At 57.8% G+C, this 17,880-nt stretch carries 14 protein-coding genes; 7 read left to right on the top strand and 7 right to left on the bottom strand.

The features are described 5' to 3' along the window. Nucleotide 1: 1 nt before the first annotated feature. From GOW16_RS02605 to GOW16_RS02590, 4 genes are read right to left on the bottom strand one after another with little or no spacing between them, the layout of a single operon-like run. Complete coding sequence (locus GOW16_RS02605) at nucleotides 2-631, bottom strand: DUF3726 domain-containing protein (RefSeq protein ID WP_170409918.1); 630 nt, start codon at nucleotides 629-631, stop codon at nucleotides 2-4. Then, entirely contained in the window at nucleotides 628-2,313 is a 1,686-nt protein-coding gene (locus GOW16_RS02600; RefSeq protein ID WP_170409916.1) for a hypothetical protein, read from the bottom strand. Before GOW16_RS02600 ends, GOW16_RS02605 begins: the two co-directional genes overlap by 4 nt. Then, nucleotides 2,310-3,287 (bottom strand): membrane dipeptidase, encoded by a 978-nt coding sequence (locus tag GOW16_RS02595; RefSeq protein WP_170409914.1) that lies wholly within the window; start codon nucleotides 3,285-3,287, stop codon nucleotides 2,310-2,312. The genes GOW16_RS02600 and GOW16_RS02595 overlap by 4 nt, the downstream gene beginning before the upstream one ends. Beyond that, nucleotides 3,287-4,732, bottom strand: a complete 1,446-nt coding sequence (locus GOW16_RS02590; RefSeq protein ID WP_170409912.1) for an aldehyde dehydrogenase family protein — start codon at nucleotides 4,730-4,732, stop codon at nucleotides 3,287-3,289. Before GOW16_RS02590 ends, GOW16_RS02595 begins: the two co-directional genes overlap by 1 nt. A 100-nt stretch (nucleotides 4,733-4,832) precedes the next feature. On the opposite strand from GOW16_RS02590, the gene GOW16_RS02585 reads away from it, so the two are divergent. From GOW16_RS02585 to GOW16_RS02565, 5 genes are all read left to right on the top strand, one after another. After that, complete coding sequence (locus GOW16_RS02585; RefSeq protein ID WP_170409910.1) at nucleotides 4,833-5,705, top strand: LysR family transcriptional regulator; 873 nt, start codon at nucleotides 4,833-4,835, stop codon at nucleotides 5,703-5,705. A gap of 256 nt (nucleotides 5,706-5,961) precedes the next feature. Then, entirely contained in the window at nucleotides 5,962-6,912 is a 951-nt protein-coding gene (locus tag GOW16_RS02580) for an ABC transporter substrate-binding protein (protein ID WP_217354464.1), read from the top strand. A 78-nt stretch (nucleotides 6,913-6,990) separates the two neighbouring features. Beyond that, complete coding sequence (locus tag GOW16_RS02575) at nucleotides 6,991-8,028, top strand: quaternary amine ABC transporter ATP-binding protein (protein WP_170409906.1); 1,038 nt, start codon at nucleotides 6,991-6,993, stop codon at nucleotides 8,026-8,028. Next, nucleotides 8,021-9,610 carry an ABC transporter permease gene (locus tag GOW16_RS02570; protein ID WP_170409904.1) on the top strand — a complete coding sequence of 530 codons (1,590 nt, stop codon included), beginning with the start codon at nucleotides 8,021-8,023 and terminating at the stop codon, nucleotides 9,608-9,610. The genes GOW16_RS02575 and GOW16_RS02570 overlap by 8 nt, the downstream gene beginning before the upstream one ends. Before the next feature lie 54 nt (nucleotides 9,611-9,664). Then, the gene (locus GOW16_RS02565; protein ID WP_170409902.1) at nucleotides 9,665-10,639 is read left to right on the top strand and encodes an arginase family protein; all 975 of its coding nucleotides are present in this window, start codon (nucleotides 9,665-9,667) and stop codon (nucleotides 10,637-10,639) included. On the opposite strand, the gene GOW16_RS02560 is transcribed toward GOW16_RS02565, so the two are convergent. Then, nucleotides 10,636-11,604 carry an agmatinase gene (locus GOW16_RS02560; protein WP_170409900.1) on the bottom strand — a complete coding sequence of 323 codons (969 nt, stop codon included), beginning with the start codon at nucleotides 11,602-11,604 and terminating at the stop codon, nucleotides 10,636-10,638. The genes GOW16_RS02565 and GOW16_RS02560 overlap by 4 nt on opposite strands. A gap of 40 nt (nucleotides 11,605-11,644) precedes the next feature. Beyond that, nucleotides 11,645-13,165, bottom strand: a complete 1,521-nt coding sequence (locus tag GOW16_RS02555) for a trimethylamine methyltransferase family protein (protein WP_170409898.1) — start codon at nucleotides 13,163-13,165, stop codon at nucleotides 11,645-11,647. A 184-nt stretch (nucleotides 13,166-13,349) separates the two neighbouring features. Between GOW16_RS02555 and GOW16_RS02550 the strand changes: the two genes are divergently transcribed. Both GOW16_RS02550 and GOW16_RS02545 read left to right on the top strand, forming a co-directional pair. Beyond that, nucleotides 13,350-15,785, top strand: coding sequence for a GcvT family protein (locus GOW16_RS02550; RefSeq protein WP_170409896.1), 2,436 nt, complete (start codon nucleotides 13,350-13,352; stop codon nucleotides 15,783-15,785). A gap of 89 nt (nucleotides 15,786-15,874) precedes the next feature. Then, a complete protein-coding gene (locus GOW16_RS02545; protein WP_170409895.1) occupies nucleotides 15,875-16,846 on the top strand; it encodes a LysR family transcriptional regulator in 972 nt (323 codons plus the stop codon). Here the strand turns inward: GOW16_RS02545 and GOW16_RS02540 are convergent. Beyond that, entirely contained in the window at nucleotides 16,843-17,868 is a 1,026-nt protein-coding gene (locus GOW16_RS02540) for a LacI family DNA-binding transcriptional regulator (RefSeq protein WP_170409893.1), read from the bottom strand. The two genes, GOW16_RS02545 and GOW16_RS02540, sit on opposite strands and share 4 nt — an antisense overlap. Nucleotides 17,869-17,880 lie beyond the last annotated feature (12 nt).

Below are 17,880 nucleotides of genomic sequence, written 5' to 3'. Positions count from 1 at the left end.
TTCAATCGTTGTCGGATAAACCCGCTCCGGCCCCGAGCAGGCGGGATTCCTCGGTGGCGGGGGCATATGTGCGGTGAGCGAACTGGTTCAGTATGTCCCAATCAGACGGATCAGGGTCCGCCCGAGTTCGATGGGGGGCTGGGGTGTTAACCTGGCCGCCAAGACGCACCAAAACCTGATGTGCATGGTTCGGAATTAGGGCAGTCAGAGACAGGTCATAGCCGTCGGTTTCTGCAACCGCCTGATCATACTCAAGGCTCACACAGGTCTTCAGTAAGCGCGCCGCGTTGGCCGCAAACGGAAGCAGTAGTTCGGGAACGGCAACGTTTCTTATTTCAATAGGGGACGAATTCAGTCTCAGCGCGCAGTCTGACAGCAATGCGCCGGTCGCCAATGGGCAGAGCTGGTCGTCGCTCTGCCATTCACTACTCAGATTGGGTGGGGTATGTTGCGCTGGTGCTCTCGTCAATTCCAGTTGTAACAGTTGGGCCAGCGCTCTGGTGCCGTTTTGCCCCTGTGCGCACAGCCAGCGCGTCGCCTTCGCGGCTTCCTCGGCCAGTCCCCAACTGTATCCGGCACCGCGGGCCGCCCGTTTCGCGGTGGCTTCGACCTCATTCAATGAGACGTTCATTGCGGCAGCTCCGGGTAAACCCACCAGTCTGCAGTGCTGGTATTCAAGTTTTCAGGGTAGGGCGCGCCGGCATACATGCAAATGCGCACCCAACGGTCCGATCGCGGATCAAAATGCGTCGCACCGAAAAAGGACAGCTTGGCGCGCAGCATGTCTATGGGCATAACGCTGGCGCTGATCGTGTTGTCGCGAAGCTCGCCATATGGCGCGATCAGGCCGATCTGCGCGCGCCGGATCGTATGGCGGTGTTCAGGATGGCGCAGAAGGAACTCAGCTATCGGATTGTCGCTGCCCCAATCGGCAAGGTCCGCATAGGCTAACGCGGCATCTCTTGCCGGAGCCAGGGGTTGTTCATACGCGACAATCGGTTCCTCGAACCGTTCGCCCAATCGCGGTTCCAGCTTTTCCTCGGACACGTACCAGGCACGCGCGCAGTTTGCTTCAGCCGACCAATCCAGATCCAACGCCCAGTCAAAGCGGTCCCGGATGGCGGTGCGGACCTGTTCGACGGTCATGCCCCCGTTGATAACCTGTGCCTGAGCATTCCCGTCAGCCATACAACCGGTAATGCCATCCACCAGATCGCCATAGGGTTCCAAAACAAGCGAGGCCAGCAGTTCCTGCCCCTCTTCGCCAAGTGCAGTTTCGGACCAGCGGATCAACCGGTCCCACGGTTTGTCCACTGTCAAATCATTCTGTTCCAGATAGTCGGAAATGGCCGCCAGATCGGCATTCAGCGAGGCCAGCTTTTCGATCTGGACCGGATGCTCGGATCGCCACCACGACATTGACAGCTTGCTGCGATCATAGATTTTCCGGAATTGGCGAGCTTCATCCTCGGATGCCGTTTGCAAGGATCGCACGCGCGCCAGAGCTTCTTCGCGCGCCATGATCCAGTTGTTGAACAGCACCGGGTGGTTGACGATGAACGGGGCCATGCCCAGACCGGTCGAGTTGCCGATGCCCAGCCACCGCGCAATCTCTGGGTCCAGGTCCGCTGTTTGCGCGCCGCCTTTGGTGCGGGCCACATGTTGCACCAGATCACGGACAAAGGTGCGCGTCAGATACACCGACAGCATCTCTGCCTGGAAAGGGGCGTTCAGTTCGGGCCGGTTTGCTATCTTTTCGCGGTCAGCTGCACCGAACTTTCCCGATCCGTAAACAGCCGTCGTGCGCATCAGGTAGCCGACCTTGTAAATCTGCTCCAGATCGGGCTGTTGCCCTGCGGCCAGCCTGTCGACCACGTGCGTCCACAGGCGAACGGACCGGTTGGCGCGGGACAGCGACAACTCGCTTTCGCTTACGCGACCGGCTTCTTGCAAAGGCACGTTCTCGGACAGGCGTTGAATGTCCTGTTCCGTCGGGATCCCATCGAACAGCGCGAAGGTGGCATCCCACGCTTCAGCGATCACCCGGTCCGACCGCTGTTCGGGCGGCAGGTCATGGGCAAACGCAACCAGCGAATAAGCGTGATCCGGCCCCTGCGCTGTGTAGACTGCGTGGCCGACACCGTTTTCGTCGATGTCAAATGCGGTGCGGGTAAAGGTCCAATTCTCACGGGCCATACGCCGGGTCAGTTGCCGCATGAAGCTGAGTCTGCACTGATGCAGCGAGCCCAGCCGCGACAGGCGCATAACCTGCGCAGGATCGCGTCGCGGGATATCAGTACTGACGTGGTTCATGCGGTTCGTGGTCCAAAGTTCTGATCGAAAAAGCGGTACCAGTTGCCGCCCATAATACCGGAGATTTCGTCGGCGTTCATACCAACGTCGCGCAGCCCGGCTTCGATATTGCCAAAGTCGCGATTGTCCTTGAACCAGCTGGGCATCGGTGGAAAGCCGGGATTGCTGGCTGAACCTTCGCCATAGTCGATTTCCTTGGTCCAGCGACCAACGCGCATCCACTCGACAATGCTGTCGGGTTGATCCTGGCACAGGTCGGTGCCGATCCCCAGATGTTGAGCCCCGTATTTCTCCGCGGTGCGAGCGATCATCTCACAAAAGCTCTCCAGCGTGCAGTCGGATTTGTCCTTCAGGTGATGAGGGTAGACCGAAAAGCCCAACATCCCACCGTTTTCCGTGACCGCGCGGATTACCGCGTCGCGCTTGTTACGCAAGGCGGGCGACCATTCGTGCGGATTTGCGTGCGTGATGGCGATGGGACGCTCGGACATCTCGGCCGCTTCGATGGTCGAGCGATCCGCCGAATGGCTCATGTCGACGACCAGCCCAACACGGTTCATCTCTTTGATAACCTGTTTGCCCATGCGGGTGATGCCGGTGTCTTCGGCCTCGTAACAGCCGGTCGCCAGCAAAGACTGGTTGTTATAGGTCAGCTGCATGAACCGCGCGCCCAGATCATGCAGAATTTCTACCAGACCAATATCGTCTTCGATGGGCGAGGGGTTCTGAAAGCCAAAGAACACGGCCGTCCGCCCGGTTTGGCGGGCGATGTCGATATCGCTGGCCCAACGGCCTTTCATGATCAGGTCTGGGTACTGCTCAAACCAGCGGTTCCACTTTTCAAAGTTCAGAACCGTTTCGCGGAAATTCTCGTGATACGAGATGGTGACGTGGATCGCGTCCACGCCCCCTTCGCGCAGTTGGCGGAAGATTTTCTCCGACCAGTTGGCGTATTGCAGCCCGTCGATGCGCATCAGACTGGCGTCCCGGCGCTGATATAGGCGGTTTTGACGGTCGTGTAGAATTCGGCCGCCGCCTTGCCCTGTTCACGCGGCCCGTAAGAGCTGTCGCCGCGACCGCCGAAGGGTACGTGATAGTCGGTGCCTGCGGTCGGCAGGTTGACCGTGACCACACCGGTGCGTGCGTTGCGGCGGAAGTGGGTCGCGCGGGCGAGGCTTTGGGTCACGATGCCCGAGGTCAGCCCGAAATTGGTGTCGTTCACCACGCTCAGCGCTTCGTCATAGCTGCCAACCTTGATGACGCTGGTTAGCGGCGCGAACATCTCTTCGCGGTTGATGCGCATGTCGTTTCTGGTGTTCAGGAACACGCCGGGGGACATGTAGAACCCGTCGTGTGGCATCTCGAGCCGCTGCCCGCCGCAGGCCAGTTCCGCGCCCTCGGATTTGCCCAGATCGACATAGGCGAGGTTTTCGTTCAGCTGCTGCTCGCTGACAACCGGTCCCATCTGAACGCCGTCTTTCAAAGCATGGCCGACTTTCATGGCCTGCGCACCTGCCACGAGCTTTTCGACGAATGCATCATGCACACCGGCATGAACCACAAGCCGCGAGGATGCGGTGCATTTCTGACCTGTGCCACCAAAGGCACCGCCCAGTGCCAGGGTGACGGCCAAATCCAGATCAGCATCATCCATCACGGCCAGCGCGTTCTTCGACCCCATCTCCATCTGAACCTTGGTCAGGTTCTGAATGGCGGCAGAGGCGATGCCCTTTCCAACCGGAACAGAACCGGTGAAGGAAATCGCGTTGACCTTGGGGCTTTCAACCAAACGCTGTCCGATCGACCGGCCAGAGCCCATGACTAGGCTGAACAGACCTTTGGGGATGTCCTGCCGCTCGATGATCTCGGTCAAGGCCACAGCAGAGGCGGGCGTGATATTCGCCGGTTTCCAAACAACTGCGTTGCCGTAGCAAAGCGCCGGAGCAATCTTCCACGACGCGGTCGCAGTGGGGAAGTTCCACGGGCTGATGATCGCCACCACACCCACGGCCTCGCGGCGCACATCGATTTCAACGCCGGGACGTACGCTGTCGGCATTCTCGCCGATCTGGCGTAGGCATTCGGCGGCGTAATAGGTGAAGAACTGACCGGCGCGATAGACCTCGCCTTTGCCCTCGGCCAGTGGTTTGCCTTCTTCGCGGGAGAGCAGGGTGCCCAGCTCCTCGGCGCGCGACATCAGTTCGTTGCCGATGTTCATCAGAACGGCCTGCTTGCGCTCGGGCAGGTAGGCTTCCCATTCTGCCTGTGCAATGCGCGCCTGATCCAGAGTGGCGTCCAGCTGATCCGCGCTGGCCTGTGCGAACATGCCGACCAAATCGCTCAGGTCCGAAGGGTTGCGGTTTTCGATCTCAGTTTCGCCAGCCAGCCATTCGCCAGCGATCAGGTTCAGTTTTGTCACGATGCGCCCCAGAGTAAGATATTGTCTGGCGCAGAATGGCTTTTTGAGTTGATATCAGTCAAACTCAAATAAATTGAGCAAACTTCAAAAAAGGTGAAGCTTGGCGATCAAGATCGAGACCCTGCGGTGTTTTTGCACCGTTGCCCAGACAGGCAACCTGATCGAGGCAGCCGACCGATTGGGCCGAACCCAGTCGGCTGTGTCTATGACCCTCAAACAGTTTGAGGATCACCTTGGCAAAAAGCTGTTTGAAGGGGAGCGCAAAAACCAGCTTTCGCCGCTGGGTTTGCAAGTTTTTGATGTGGCTTTGAAGCAAGTCCGCCAGTTCGATCAGGCTGTCCTGGATATCATGGCCGCTGCAAGCGCCGAACACGGGCTTTTGCGTATCGCATCCGTTCCATCAGTCGCGGCGCTGATTTTTCCCAAAGTTCTGGCTTACGTCACACAACGGTTTCCCGGCGTAAAAGTCGAACTGCGCGATACAGATACGCAGCAGGTTTTGGACGCGCTGGTAGAGGGCAAGGCGGACATCGGCATCGCCTCGGGCCAGCATGCGCTGAACGGAGTGCGGTCGCTGCCGTTATTCGAAGACAGGTTCGGGCTGGTTTGCGCCTCTGCTCATCCGTTGATGAGACAGCCAACCTCGCCAACAATTGACGAAGTCCTGGCGCTTCCATTTATTCGAAATGCGTTGTGTGATCTGATACAATCACCAAAATTCCGAGCATCCGAAGCGCAGGCGGACGTCACTGTTCACAACACCCATTCCATTATCACGATGGTCAAAACAGGGGACTGGGTGACGGTGTTGCCGCAATCGGTCGCCAATTTCATGCCGGAGGAGACGTCGTTTCGCGAAATCGCGGATTTGCCCGATCATCGCCAGGTCTGTCTTTATGTAAATGAACATGCACGGTTCAAGCATCTGACCGAAGAGGCGGTCGCTTACATTCTGGAACTGGGAGCTGCTTGATGGCGCCCTATGAGCGCCCGACCACCTTTCGACAAAGTCGAAACATTTTTATGATAATATCGAATTTGAATGCTTGTCGGACGTAACACTTGATGGGTGGCGCGTCACCATGTTTCAGTTTTCTTGCCGGGTCGGCACATCGTACGACCGGCCAAAAACATGGGAAAGCACCGGCTTTCCGACTTTGTTTGCAAGGTGCACCACGGCCGACGGGCACAGAAAAACAGCGCCGCAGACGCCCAACATGGAGACACAAATGAACAAACTTGCCACGTTACTGGGAGGCGCATCCGCTGTGATCGCCGGACCCGCCCTTGCCGCTGATATCGTGATCGGTGTGCCAAACTGGCCTTCGGTAAATGCAACGGCTCATATCCTGAAAGTTGCGATCGAACAGAACCTCGGCCTTGAGGTTGAGCTTCAGAATGGCACAAACCCGATTGTGTTCGAGGCGATGGATTCTGGTGCCATGCACGTCCATCCCGAAGTCTGGATGCCGAACCAGCAAAACCTGCATGATACTTACGTCAAAGATAAAGGCACGGTCACGTTCAACGCAAACGGTGTCGAAGCCTTTCAGGGCATGTGCGTCGACAAGGCGACAGCCGATGCACATGGCATTACATCCATTGAAGACCTGACAAATCCCGACAATGCGGCGCTGTTTGACAGCAATGGTGACGGGCAGGGCGAGCTTTGGATCGGTGCGCCGGGTTGGGCGTCGACCAATGTCGAGAAAATCCGGGCCAAATCCTATGGTTATGACCAGGTATTCGAACTGACAGAAATCGACGAGACAGTGGCCTACGCAAACCTCGACAATGCGATCAAGGCTGGTGAGCCTTGGGTAGGGTTCTGCTATACGCCGCACTATGTGTTTGCCCTGCATGACATGCAGATTCTGGAAGAGCCAGCGTATGACGCGGCCAAGTGGAACGTGCTGCAGCCAACAGATGATCCGGACTGGCTGGAAAAATCCGAGGCTGGTGTTGCCTGGGATCTTGCCTATCTGCACTTGCACTTCGCCAAGTCACTTGAGGAAGAATACCCCGAAGTGGCGACCATGCTGGCCAATATGAAGCTGGATACGGATACGGTTTCGGCGATGACCTATGCCTTGGTGATCGAAGGCAAGGAGCCTTTGGCCTATGCCGAAGAATGGGTCGGTGCGAACGAAGATGCCGTTCTGGGCTGGATGTCAAATTGATTGACGCCCACCGGAACTGAAACTCTGGCAGGCCGTCGGGACAGCCCCGGCGGCCTGTTTTGCACCAAAGGGACAAAAATGACCGAAACAGTCGTTAAACTGACGGATGTCTGGAAGATCTTTGGCGCTCGTGCCGAAGAAGCCATGGAAGCCGTTCGGAACGAAGGCATTGGAAAGCCTGAAGTTCTGGAGAGATTCAATTGTGTCGTTGGCGTGCAGGGCGCGTCCTTCGAAGTGCCAAGGGGTGAGATTTTCTGCATCATGGGCCTGTCAGGCTCTGGCAAATCAACGCTGGTACGGCACGTCAATCGCCTGATCGAACCCACTGCCGGAAAGATCGAAATTCTGGGGCAGGATGTGTCCAAGATTTCCGAGGCTGAGCTGCGTCGCATCCGTGCCATGCAGATCGGGATGGTGTTTCAGCATATTGCGCTGATGCCGCACCGATCAGTGCGAGACAACGTTGCCTATCCGCTGGAAATCCGGAAGGTTTCAAAATCGAAACGCTGGGCAGTTTCAGACCACGCATTGGGGCTGGTGGATCTGACCGGTTATGAAGATCGCTTGCCCAAGGAATTGTCGGGTGGGATGCAGCAACGTGTGGGGATTGCCCGCGCGTTGGCCTCGGATCCCGAGATACTGTTGATGGACGAGCCGTTCTCGGCCCTCGATCCGCTGATCCGCCTGCAGCTGCAGGATCAGTTCAAAGCGCTGGTGGCGCAGCTGCAAAAGACCACGCTGTTCATCACGCACGATCTGGACGAGGCCATCCGTATAGGCCATCGGATCGCCATTATGAAGGACGGTGTCATTGTTCAGATCGGCACGCCCGAAGATATCGTCATGAACCCGGCAGACGACTATGTGCGCGAGTTCGTACAGGGCATTTCCAAACTGAAACTGGTCAAGGCGCATTCAATCATGGAGCCGATCGAAAGCTACTCTGGCCCGACCGATGGCGCGCCGCGCGCGGATGAAGGGGCTGATCTGGATCAGTTGATCGACCTTGCCGTCAATACGGACTTGCCGGTCATCATCACCGATGCTGGCGCTGATGTCGGAGTGGTTACAAAACCACGGCTGCTGCGCGGAATTCAGGGGGGCAAAAATGACTGATGCAACCACAGAAGTGAAAGTCACGGCAGCCTCAGACATCGAAGTCGACCGCGAGGCGCTGGACCGTTCGATCCATGACTTTGTGGGGCCAAGCGGTGACTACTACGTCAACGCGTTTCACAAAATCCATGACGCGACCAGCGGTATTCCCAATACCTTCAACATCTGGGCGGCTATTTTGGGACCGTTTTGGTCTGCGTCCCGCGCGATCTGGGGGATGTTCTGGACCTTCCTGATCCTGGAAATCATCGCCTGGGTTCAGATCGGTCGCGGTGCCTGGGGCAACCCCGGCGCTGATTTGGCCGAACGGGCCGAGCGCCAGCAAGCCCGCGCGAATGAATTATTGGAACGCGCGGCTGCGGCCACAGAAAAGGCAGATATCGACCGTTTCAACAAGTTAGCGGCGAATATCCAGAAAGCCGCGGATTCCAGCTTTGAAAAAGCTGCTGCCGCTCAGTCCGAAGCCTTGGGCATCATGGTCACTGGTCTGTTGATGCTGTTGGTCTTTAAGCTTGTTCAAGGGTTTTACGCGGACCGCGTGTACGAAAAGCAGTACTCGAACTGGCGAATTGATCCGCGCAGCACCGAAAGTGGCCGTTCCACCCGTAACACGGTTTTGGGTGCCGTTCTGGTGGCCGCTATCGGGCCGTTGATCGTATACAAGTTTACCGTAAACGCTTCACTACCACTGCTGGATGCATTCCCCGAGCAGGAAGTATCCGCGATGATTTTAGGGGAAGGCAACGGCACACTGTTCTCTAGTCTGGCAAGCTGGATGGAGGCGCAGATTGACGCCGCAGCCGCAGCCGGAGGGGATGTGTTCGATGGTATCGTGGCAGGTGTGCGATCGGTTCTGGATGCGCTGACGGTGGCACTGATCGGCTCACCCTGGCCTGTTGTGATGCTGGTGATCTGCGTGACGGCATGGCGCGCAGCGGGTCCGAGAGTGGCAATTTTCACCGCCTCTTCTTTGGCCTATATCGCATTGCTCGGATACTGGGATGTGGCGATGGAAACCGTAGCCTTGGTGGGCGCAGCCGTGTTGCTATGTGTCGTGTTCGGCATTCCGCTGGGGATCTGGTTCGGCAAATCGAAGCGCGCCTATCGGGCAGCTGAGCCTGTTTTGGACCTGATGCAAACATTGCCTGCGTTTGTGTACCTGATCCCGATCATCGCTTTCTTTGGCACCGGCAATCCACCGGGCATTCTGGCAACGATCATCTTTGGGATGCCGCCGGTTATTCGTTTGACCGCGTTGGGAATGCGCGGGGTTCCGGATAGTATCAAAGAGGCCGCCGTGGCCTTTGGTGCCTCGAAATGGCAGCTACTCAAGGATGTCGAGATACCGCTGGCCTTGCCATCGATCATGACCGGCGTGAACCAGACCATCCTGATGTGCCTGTCGATGGTGGTGATTATCTCACTGATTGGTGGCGGTGGCCTGGGCAAGGAAATCCTCGAAGCATTGCAATACGCCGCCAAGGGTCCGGGCCTGCTAGGTGGGTTTGCCATCCTCTTCCTGGCCATGGTCATGGACCGCATCGTGCAAGGTGCCTTCCGCCGAGAAGACGAAAAACTCTGAACGCACACGCCCCCGGTTCCCATCGGGGGCGTTTTTCTTTGATCGGAGACGCATATGACCGACCGCTATGAACAGTCCATGATGGACAATCTGTATTGGTGGGGAGTGCCCACTTTGTTTCGATGCCCCAATCAGGGGCCGGATGGGCAGGACATCGCGTTGGTCGGGGTGCCACATTCAACGGGCAACGGCACAACCGAACGGGATCAGCATTTGGGTCCTCGTGCATTGCGGCATGTTTCGGCCGTACAGCGGCGGGTCCATTCGGTTTTTGAAATCGACCCGTGGAACAGTGCGCGAATTGCAGATGTCGGCGATGTTCCGTTTCCCCGCGCTAACGATAACGAAGACTGCATCGAACGGATTACGGCCTTCTACAAAGACATCGATGCTGCCGGTGCGCGCCCGGTGTCAATCGGCGGCGACCATTCCATCACCGGCGGCATCGTTCAGGCGCTTGGGCGCGGTAAACTGGCGGGAGGAGAGCCTGTTAGCTTCCTCCATCTGGATGCCCACACAGACGTATTCACCAAGGTTGATCATTTCTTGGGGGCCAAGAAATCGGCAGCACATTGGGGCGCGTATCTGGCCGATCAGGGACAGGTGGACCCAACGCGATCCATGCAGATCGGGCTGCGCGGTCACCCGCGCAGTCTGGACTGGCTGCAGCCGTCCTACGACTATGGCTACAACATCGTCACCATGCGCGAGTTCCGGCAGCGCGGGTTGGAGGATGTCGTGGCCCAGACCAAAGAGGTGCTGGGAGACCGCCCGGTCTATATCACCTTCGATCTGGATTGCCTTGACCCGACCGTTGCGCCTGCGGTGTCCAACTTGGAGCCGGGCGAAAAGGGGTTCGATATTGACGAGGCTGTCGGCATTCTGCGCGCAGCGCGCGGTCTGAACATCGTGGGTGGGGATGTCGTTTGTATGATGCCAACAAAGGACAGTCCGAACAACATCACCGCGCTGACTGCAGCGGCGGTGATGTTTGAAATGATCTCGATGATTGCTGAAAACGTAAGCTAGCGCCGTGCGTCCACGGCCTGAGCCAAAACACACAGCAATTCGAACATCAGCGAAATGCCCAGCCACGCGGTGCCTCCGTTCGGATCAAACGGGGGCGACACCTCAACCAGATCCGCGCCAATCAGGTTGACGCCGGACATCTGGCGAATGACCTGTTGCGCCTGAAAGCTGTTTGGCCCGCCGATCTCCGGGGTTCCGGTGCCAGGCGCATAGGTTGGGTCAACAAAGTCGATGTCATAGGTGCAATAGGTTGGTGCTTGCCCAACGATACCGCGTACCTCGGCCATCACATCCTTAATACCCCGGTCGAACAGTTCCTCGATACGGATGATGCGGATACCCTGTGCCTCACCCCACTCGATGTCCTCGGTATTGTAGGCGGTGCCCCGGATACCGACCTGCACGAACCGCTTTGGATCGACCAATCCTTCTTCGACGGCGCGCCGGAACGGAGTCCCGTGGGTGAACTTGTGGCCGCCAAAATAACCGTCGAACAGGTCCGTGTGGCTGTCAAACTGGATCAGGCCAACAGGACCTTCAGAGGCAAGCGCGCGCAGAACGGGCAGGGTGATCAGGTGATCCCCACCAGCGGTGAGCGGAACGATGCCCTTTGAATGCAGGTCTGCGTAGAACTCTGTGACCCGGTTCAGAGTGTCTTGGATATCGACGGGATTGGGTGCCACGTCGCCAAGATCGGCGCAATTGACCATTGAGAACGGCGCGACGCCTGTGACCGGGTTCATCGCCCGGATCATTGTGGAGAAGTCCCGCAGTTGTCTCGGACCATGCCGCGCGCCGGGGCGATTGGTGGTGCCGCCATCCCATGGGATGCCGATCAGACCCAATTCGACGTCGGATATGCGTTCGTGGTCCAGATTCAAGCTTGGCAGGCGCATGAACGAAGGGATGCCGGCAAACCGGGCGAGTTCCATCGCCGATACAGGTTTAAAAAATGAATCGGTCATAGGCTCGTCCTTTGATGAATTCCCGACTGACCCTAACGGCTTAGATCAGAATACGGAAACGTTTGCGAATTTCAGCATCCTGTTCTGGAGTCAAGTATTGCGGGTGATGGCTGGCCAAAACCTCTTTGGCGTGGTCGCGGGCGGATGACCAGGCGTCTCGGGCGCCATCTTCCTGCCAAGTCCGAGGTTCCTGACGGTCGGCGAGTTCAGGATAATAGTAATCCCGTTCCATTGCCGCATAGGTCTGTGCGCTTCCCAGGAAATGCCCGTCCCCCAAAACGGATTGGCAGATGGCGTCGAAGCCCAGATTTTCCTCGGTCACCTCAATCCCGCGCAGCGCGCGATAAGTGTGCGAGTGCATTTCGTTGTCCAGCACAAACCCCTCGAAGCTTGCCCCCAGTAGCGACGCGGTCATACCCGAGCTTTCATAGATCAGGTTTCCCCCGGCCAATGCTGCCGCAAGCGAGGTCATGCCTTTTTCAACACCGTATTGTGCGTCGATGGCCTTTGCATCGGTCATCGATGCGGCCACGCCCGAGGGCAGGCCCAGCCAGTTCGTGATCTGTGCCGAAGCGGCATTCAGAACAGCCGTCTCTCCGCTGCCACCGGCAAAGGATCCGGTTCTGAGGTCCACGATGAAGGGCCAATTGGAAAACACCATCGGAAAGCCGGGCCTGATCGCGTGGACCATGACAAGGCTCGCCAGTGTCTCGGCCAGCGATTGTGCCAAAAAACCGGCCAAAGTTGCGGGGGCCGTGGCACCCGCCTGCGCCGCTGTGATGCACGACATGGGAATGTTGTGGGCGACGCATTCATAGACAACGTCAACCGCATCCTCCCCGTAGCGCAACGGCGATATCACCGGGCTTATGTGAGCTTTCAGAAAAGGGCGTTTGGCGAATTCACCCGGCCCTCCGGCGACGATATCCAGCATCTCGACAATGGGGCCGACATGTTCAGCCAGAGTAAACGATGTTGCCACCGGTTTGGTCGTATTGCGCACCAGCGCATAGGCGGTGTTGACGTCCAGATCGAACACATCAGGCACATCCGTTGCCACGCAGCATCGGGTGAACCAGCTGACATTGGCCAGCGTGTCCTGCAAACGGGTGAAGTCGTGCAGGTCCTCCAGCGTAGAGGGGCGATAGAAACCGCTGTCGATGTCCAGAGTTTGAACGGCCGCACCGCCGGTGCCGAAATACACGCGGTCGCCGCCAACCGTGATCGAGCGGTTTTCGTCCCGGCCATGGAACACGAAACTTTTGGGGGCTGTATCGATTGCGCGCCGAACCATTTCACGCGGGAACAGCAACCGCTCTTGTTGGCCGTCCTGCGCACCTGCGGCCTTAAGGTCTGCCGCTAGTCTGTCTGGCACGTTTCCCATGCCCAGATGCTCCAACAGCCGCAGCGCGGTGTCGTATATCTGTTCGATCTCACGTTGGCTCAGAGGTTTGTAAGCGCCGCCCTTCTGGCCGGGCGGGCAGGGGTCGACGACCGGTTTGGCTGCACGCTGGGCATGGCGCGCTTTTCGGCCGCTGCGTTTGACCCCTTCTGATGACATCCGGTTCAATCCCCTTCTTCGCTTGCCTGCACCGTAAAGGTCGGAACATCCCGGCATCAAAGGCGAATTGCGGTTTTCAGAATCCGAAATCGCAGTTTCGATTTTCTTGCACCCACATCAGGACAGTTGTCGCCCACACCTATTCCTTCGCAAGACTTGGTCGGGACCTAACGGAGCAAAGCCAATGAAATCGCGCACCAAAGTCGTTGTGATCGGCGGCGGCATCGCCGGATGTTCTACCCTCTATCACTTGACGCAAGAGGGGTGGACCGACGTGGTGCTGGTCGAGAGGAACGAACTGACCTCCGGCACGACCTGGCATTCGGCTGCGCAAGTGACGAACTTTGGCATGAACCAGACGATGGTGGGCCTGAAGTCCCATTCGATCCGGCTGTACAAGGAACTGGCTGACGATCCGGATTATCCGATCAACTACCACCACGGAGATGGCGGGATACGTCTGGCCAATACTGAAGGCCAGATGCAGGGCTATCGCCACTTCGCATCCATGGCGCGGGGTATGGATGTGCATTTCGAGGTGATCGACGCGGACGAATGCGCCCGCCGCCACCCTTTGATTTCGACCGACAACCTGGTCGGCGGGCTGTGGGATCCGCTGGACGGAGATATTGACCCCGCTCAGCTGTGTCAGGCTTTGGCGCGCAGGGCGCGCAAAGCGGGGGCAGAGGTTTATCGCAACACGCCAGTGACGGGGCTGGTGCAGCACAGTGACGACACCTGGACTGTGCAGACCGAGCATGGTGACATCGATTGCGACATCGTGGTCAACGCCTGCGGATATCGCGTCAACGAAGTCGGCGCCATGATGGGCGTCCATCATCCGGTGTCGTCAATGGAGCACCAGTATTTTCTGACCGAGGAGATTCAAGCGATCCGTGATGCGGGTCACCGGATGCCGCTGCTGCGCTGTCCGATCAGTGATTATTACTGTCGGCAAGAAAAGAACGGGCTGTTGCTCGGGTTTTATGAACAGGACTGCAAGACCTGGGGCATGGATGGGATTGATCCGAACTTTGTGAACGCCCTTTGCCCAGACGATCTGGAGCGCGTGACGGACGTGCTGGAAGGCGCATTCGCGCGGATGCCCGCGCTGATGGAGGTTGGCATTCACACGGTGGTCAACGGGCCGATCACCTACACAATCGACGGGGCACCACTGGTGGGACCGATTCCGGGCAAACGCAACGCGTTTTGCATCATCGGTTTGCGCGCAGGGCTGGGCGAAGGGGGCGGGCACGGGTGGCTGTTGGCTCAACAGATCGTGCATGGTGAGGCATGTTTCGATACGTGGTGCCTCGACCCCCGAAGATTTACAGGCCACGCCAATGTGGAATTGACCGCTCTCAAAGCCATCGAAGACTATCAAAACGAATTCCGGTTCCACTTTCCGCATGAACATCGCCCCGCAGGCCGCCCCGCCAAAACTACGCCTCTGACGCCGGTTTTGGCGTCCGAAGGGGCCGAGTTCACTGTGGTCAATGGGTGGGAGAGGGTGGATTACATCAAACCCTCGCCCGAGTTCAAACCGACCCATCGTTTCGGTTTTGACGAAACCTTTGACGTGATCGCCGCAGAGGTCCGGAATGTGCAAACGGGTGTCGGATTGGCCGAGGTGAATGGGTTCAACCGGATCGAGATCACCGGCGCGGATCGTTATACGTTCCTTGATCGGATGTTCTGCGGTCTCGTCACCCGGCGCGAAGGGCGTGTTGGACTGGGCTATCTGCTGAACCATCACGGTATGGTCAAGGCCGAGGCGACGGTCGCCAATCTACCAGCCAGTGATCGGGGACCGGCGCGCGTCTGGTATGGCTCTGCCGCCGCAAGCGAATTCCATGACATGGCTTGGCTGCGTCAGCACATGCAAGGCGATGAAGACGTTCATCTGCGCAGCCTGACAAACGACCAGACCATTTTGGTCCTGGCTGGCCCGAAGGCGCGAGATGTCCTATCGGCCTGCGCGCGCAGGGATTGGTCGGCTGAGGCTTTCCCATGGCTCAATGTGCGCGAGTGCTTTGTCGGCATCGCTCCCGCCACGGTCATGAAGCTCAGCTTTTCCGGTGAACTTGCCTATGAGATCCACGTGCCCAACGCCTCGCTCTACGCGGCTTACCTCGCGTTGCGGCAGGCGGGCGAGGCGCACGGTTTGAAACTGTTCGGGGCGCGGGCTGTTGAGTCGATGCGAATGGAGAAAAGTTTCCTTCATTGGAAAGCAGACCTGATCACCGAGTTTGACCCGTTTGAAACTGGATTGGACAGGTTCGTCAGATTGAATAAAGGCGATTTTGTTGGGCGCGATGCGATTTTGAAACGGCAATCAGAGGGGCCTCGCAAAAATCTCGTTGTTCTCCAGGTCTCCTCAACCTCCGGTCCTGCACATCCCGGAGCGTCCTTGATGCAGGGGGATCAGGTGGTCGGAACCGTCACGTCGGGCGAATGGGGACACCGCACCGGGATGAACCTGGCACATGCATTTGTTGATCCCTCCTTCGCGGATATTGGTAGCGTAATGGATCTGGACAGTTGCGGTCAGCGTGTGCGCGCAACGGTCATTCCACCATGCCCATATGACCCAGACTTTGACCGGATGAAGAGGTAAGCCCGAACTCGAAGCCACTTTCAGCATTGCCGTAAAGCAAAATCTTTGATTGGCTAGTTTCGAACAAATCGAAACAATGACCGGCACCCATGTCAAAATCGTTAAGCCTGAGATGGTTGGAAATCTTCCAATTGATTGCCAAATCCGGATCGATCCAACAGGTCGCGTCCGAAACTGGCCTATCGATCAGTACAGTTTCGAACCACCTGCGCAGTTTGGAAGGCGCGCTGGGTATTGAGTTGGTCGACCATGGGCGCAGGCCAATGGGGCTGACACCCGCGGGCGAAGTGTTTGCGCGTTATGTCCGCGACGGTTTGACGGTTCTAAAGCGGGGCGAAGCAGAAATCCGAACGGGCAATTGGCAGCACGCGACCGATTTGCGATTGGCGCTGATTGACGATTTCGACAACCAGATCGCGCCCGATATGGTTCGGTTTTTGGCGCAAGCTTTGCCGCGCTGCAATTTCCGTCACTATACGCGCCCCAGCCACGAAATTCTCGCCAAGCTGCAGGAACACAAACTGGATGTTGGCGTGGCCACCCGGCCACCGGGACGAACCGAAGGATTGATCGAATACCCGTTGATGCGAGACCCGTTTCTGGTCGTGCTGCCCAACAGTTTTGAAGGGTCACCAGAAGAGTTGTTCCACCCGGACGCGGATCTGCCCTTGCTGCGGTATTCCCGGGACTACGTGATCGGGAAACAGATCGAGATTCAATTGGCACGCAGCAAGTTCAGCCTGCCAAACAGGTTCGAACTGGAGTGCAACCAGTCAATCATCGGCTTGGTGGCCCAGGGCAGCGGTTGGGCGATCACAACGGCGGCCTGTTTTCATCGCACTCAGCGTTTTCACAACAGCGTCAAGGCGATGCCGTTCCCCGGCAGAAACTTCGTGCGAACCGTGTCGCTGTTTACCACTGAGGTATACCCTGTGACGACCTCGGAACTGATCCAGAAAGTTATGGTGAAGCTGATCCGACAGCATTTTACGCGACCGATGTGCGCCAAGCATCCTTGGTTGAAGGATGACTTCCGTACAATGGAAGGCGAGGCGGCCTAGCCCGACGCAGGCCTGCCAAGCGAGGGTCGATTGACTATTCGCGTCGCCAGTTGTTCGCCTGCCCCGGCGGTCTGGTTCTCGACCATCTCGACCAGTTGCAGGGCCGCTTTACGCCCCATTTCCCGATGCGGGACGTGAACGGTTGTCAGGGCCGGGGAAACGATCCGGGCCAGTTCGATATCGTCGAAGCCTGTGATCGATACATCGCCGGGCACGTCCAGACCCATCTCTTGTGCCTGCCGTAAGGCACCCGCGGCCAGCACGTCATTGCCACACAAAATAGCAGTTGGCGGCGTGTCGGCACTCATCAGTTTGCGGAAGGCCTTGGCACCGTTTTCAATCTCATAGGGCGTTTCGATAAGACTCAGATTGCTGGCCTCAAGCCCGCGGCCTGAGATCGCATCCCGAATGCCCTGAACCCTGAGACGGGCACGATCATTGCCATCGACGTGGCCCGAGATCACTCCGAGCTTAGAATGCCCCAGCCCAATGACGTGATCGGCGAGGTCGAACATCGCCGCGCGGTTGTCAAATCCGATTGAAGGCAAATGAGAATCCGACAAATAGGACCATGCGACCAAAGCCGGGATTTCCCGCTGGGCCAGAAAATCGTAGATTTTAGGATCGCGGTCATGCCCGATCAGCAACAAACCATCGGCCCCACGCGCAATCAGGGTTCGGATTTGCTCTTCTTCGATTTCCGGTTTGTAGGCTGAACTTGAAACCAGCAATGTATAACCGCGCTGGTGCAATTCTTCCTGAAAGGCCTGAAGACCGCGCGCGAAGATCGCGTTTTCCATCGTCGGAATGATAGCCCCGATGGTGAACGACCGTTTGGCGGCCATGACCCGTGCTGCGAAGTTTGGTGTATAGCCCAACGTATCAACTGCGGACAGGACGCGTTTGCGCGTCGCGTCGACAACGCGGTCCGGATTGTTGAGGCAACGAGACACCGTCGCGGTCGAAACACCCGCCATTTTGGCCACATCATCCAACGTCGGCGCCGACCGAGGTTTTGCCATTCCCAAACTCGC

The organism is Ruegeria atlantica, assembly GCF_013033965.1.
GTDB lineage: Bacteria > Pseudomonadota > Alphaproteobacteria > Rhodobacterales > Rhodobacteraceae > Ruegeria > Ruegeria atlantica_D.
Note: the sequence above shows the minus strand (reverse complement) of the source record. Positions and strands in the feature narration are given on the sequence as shown.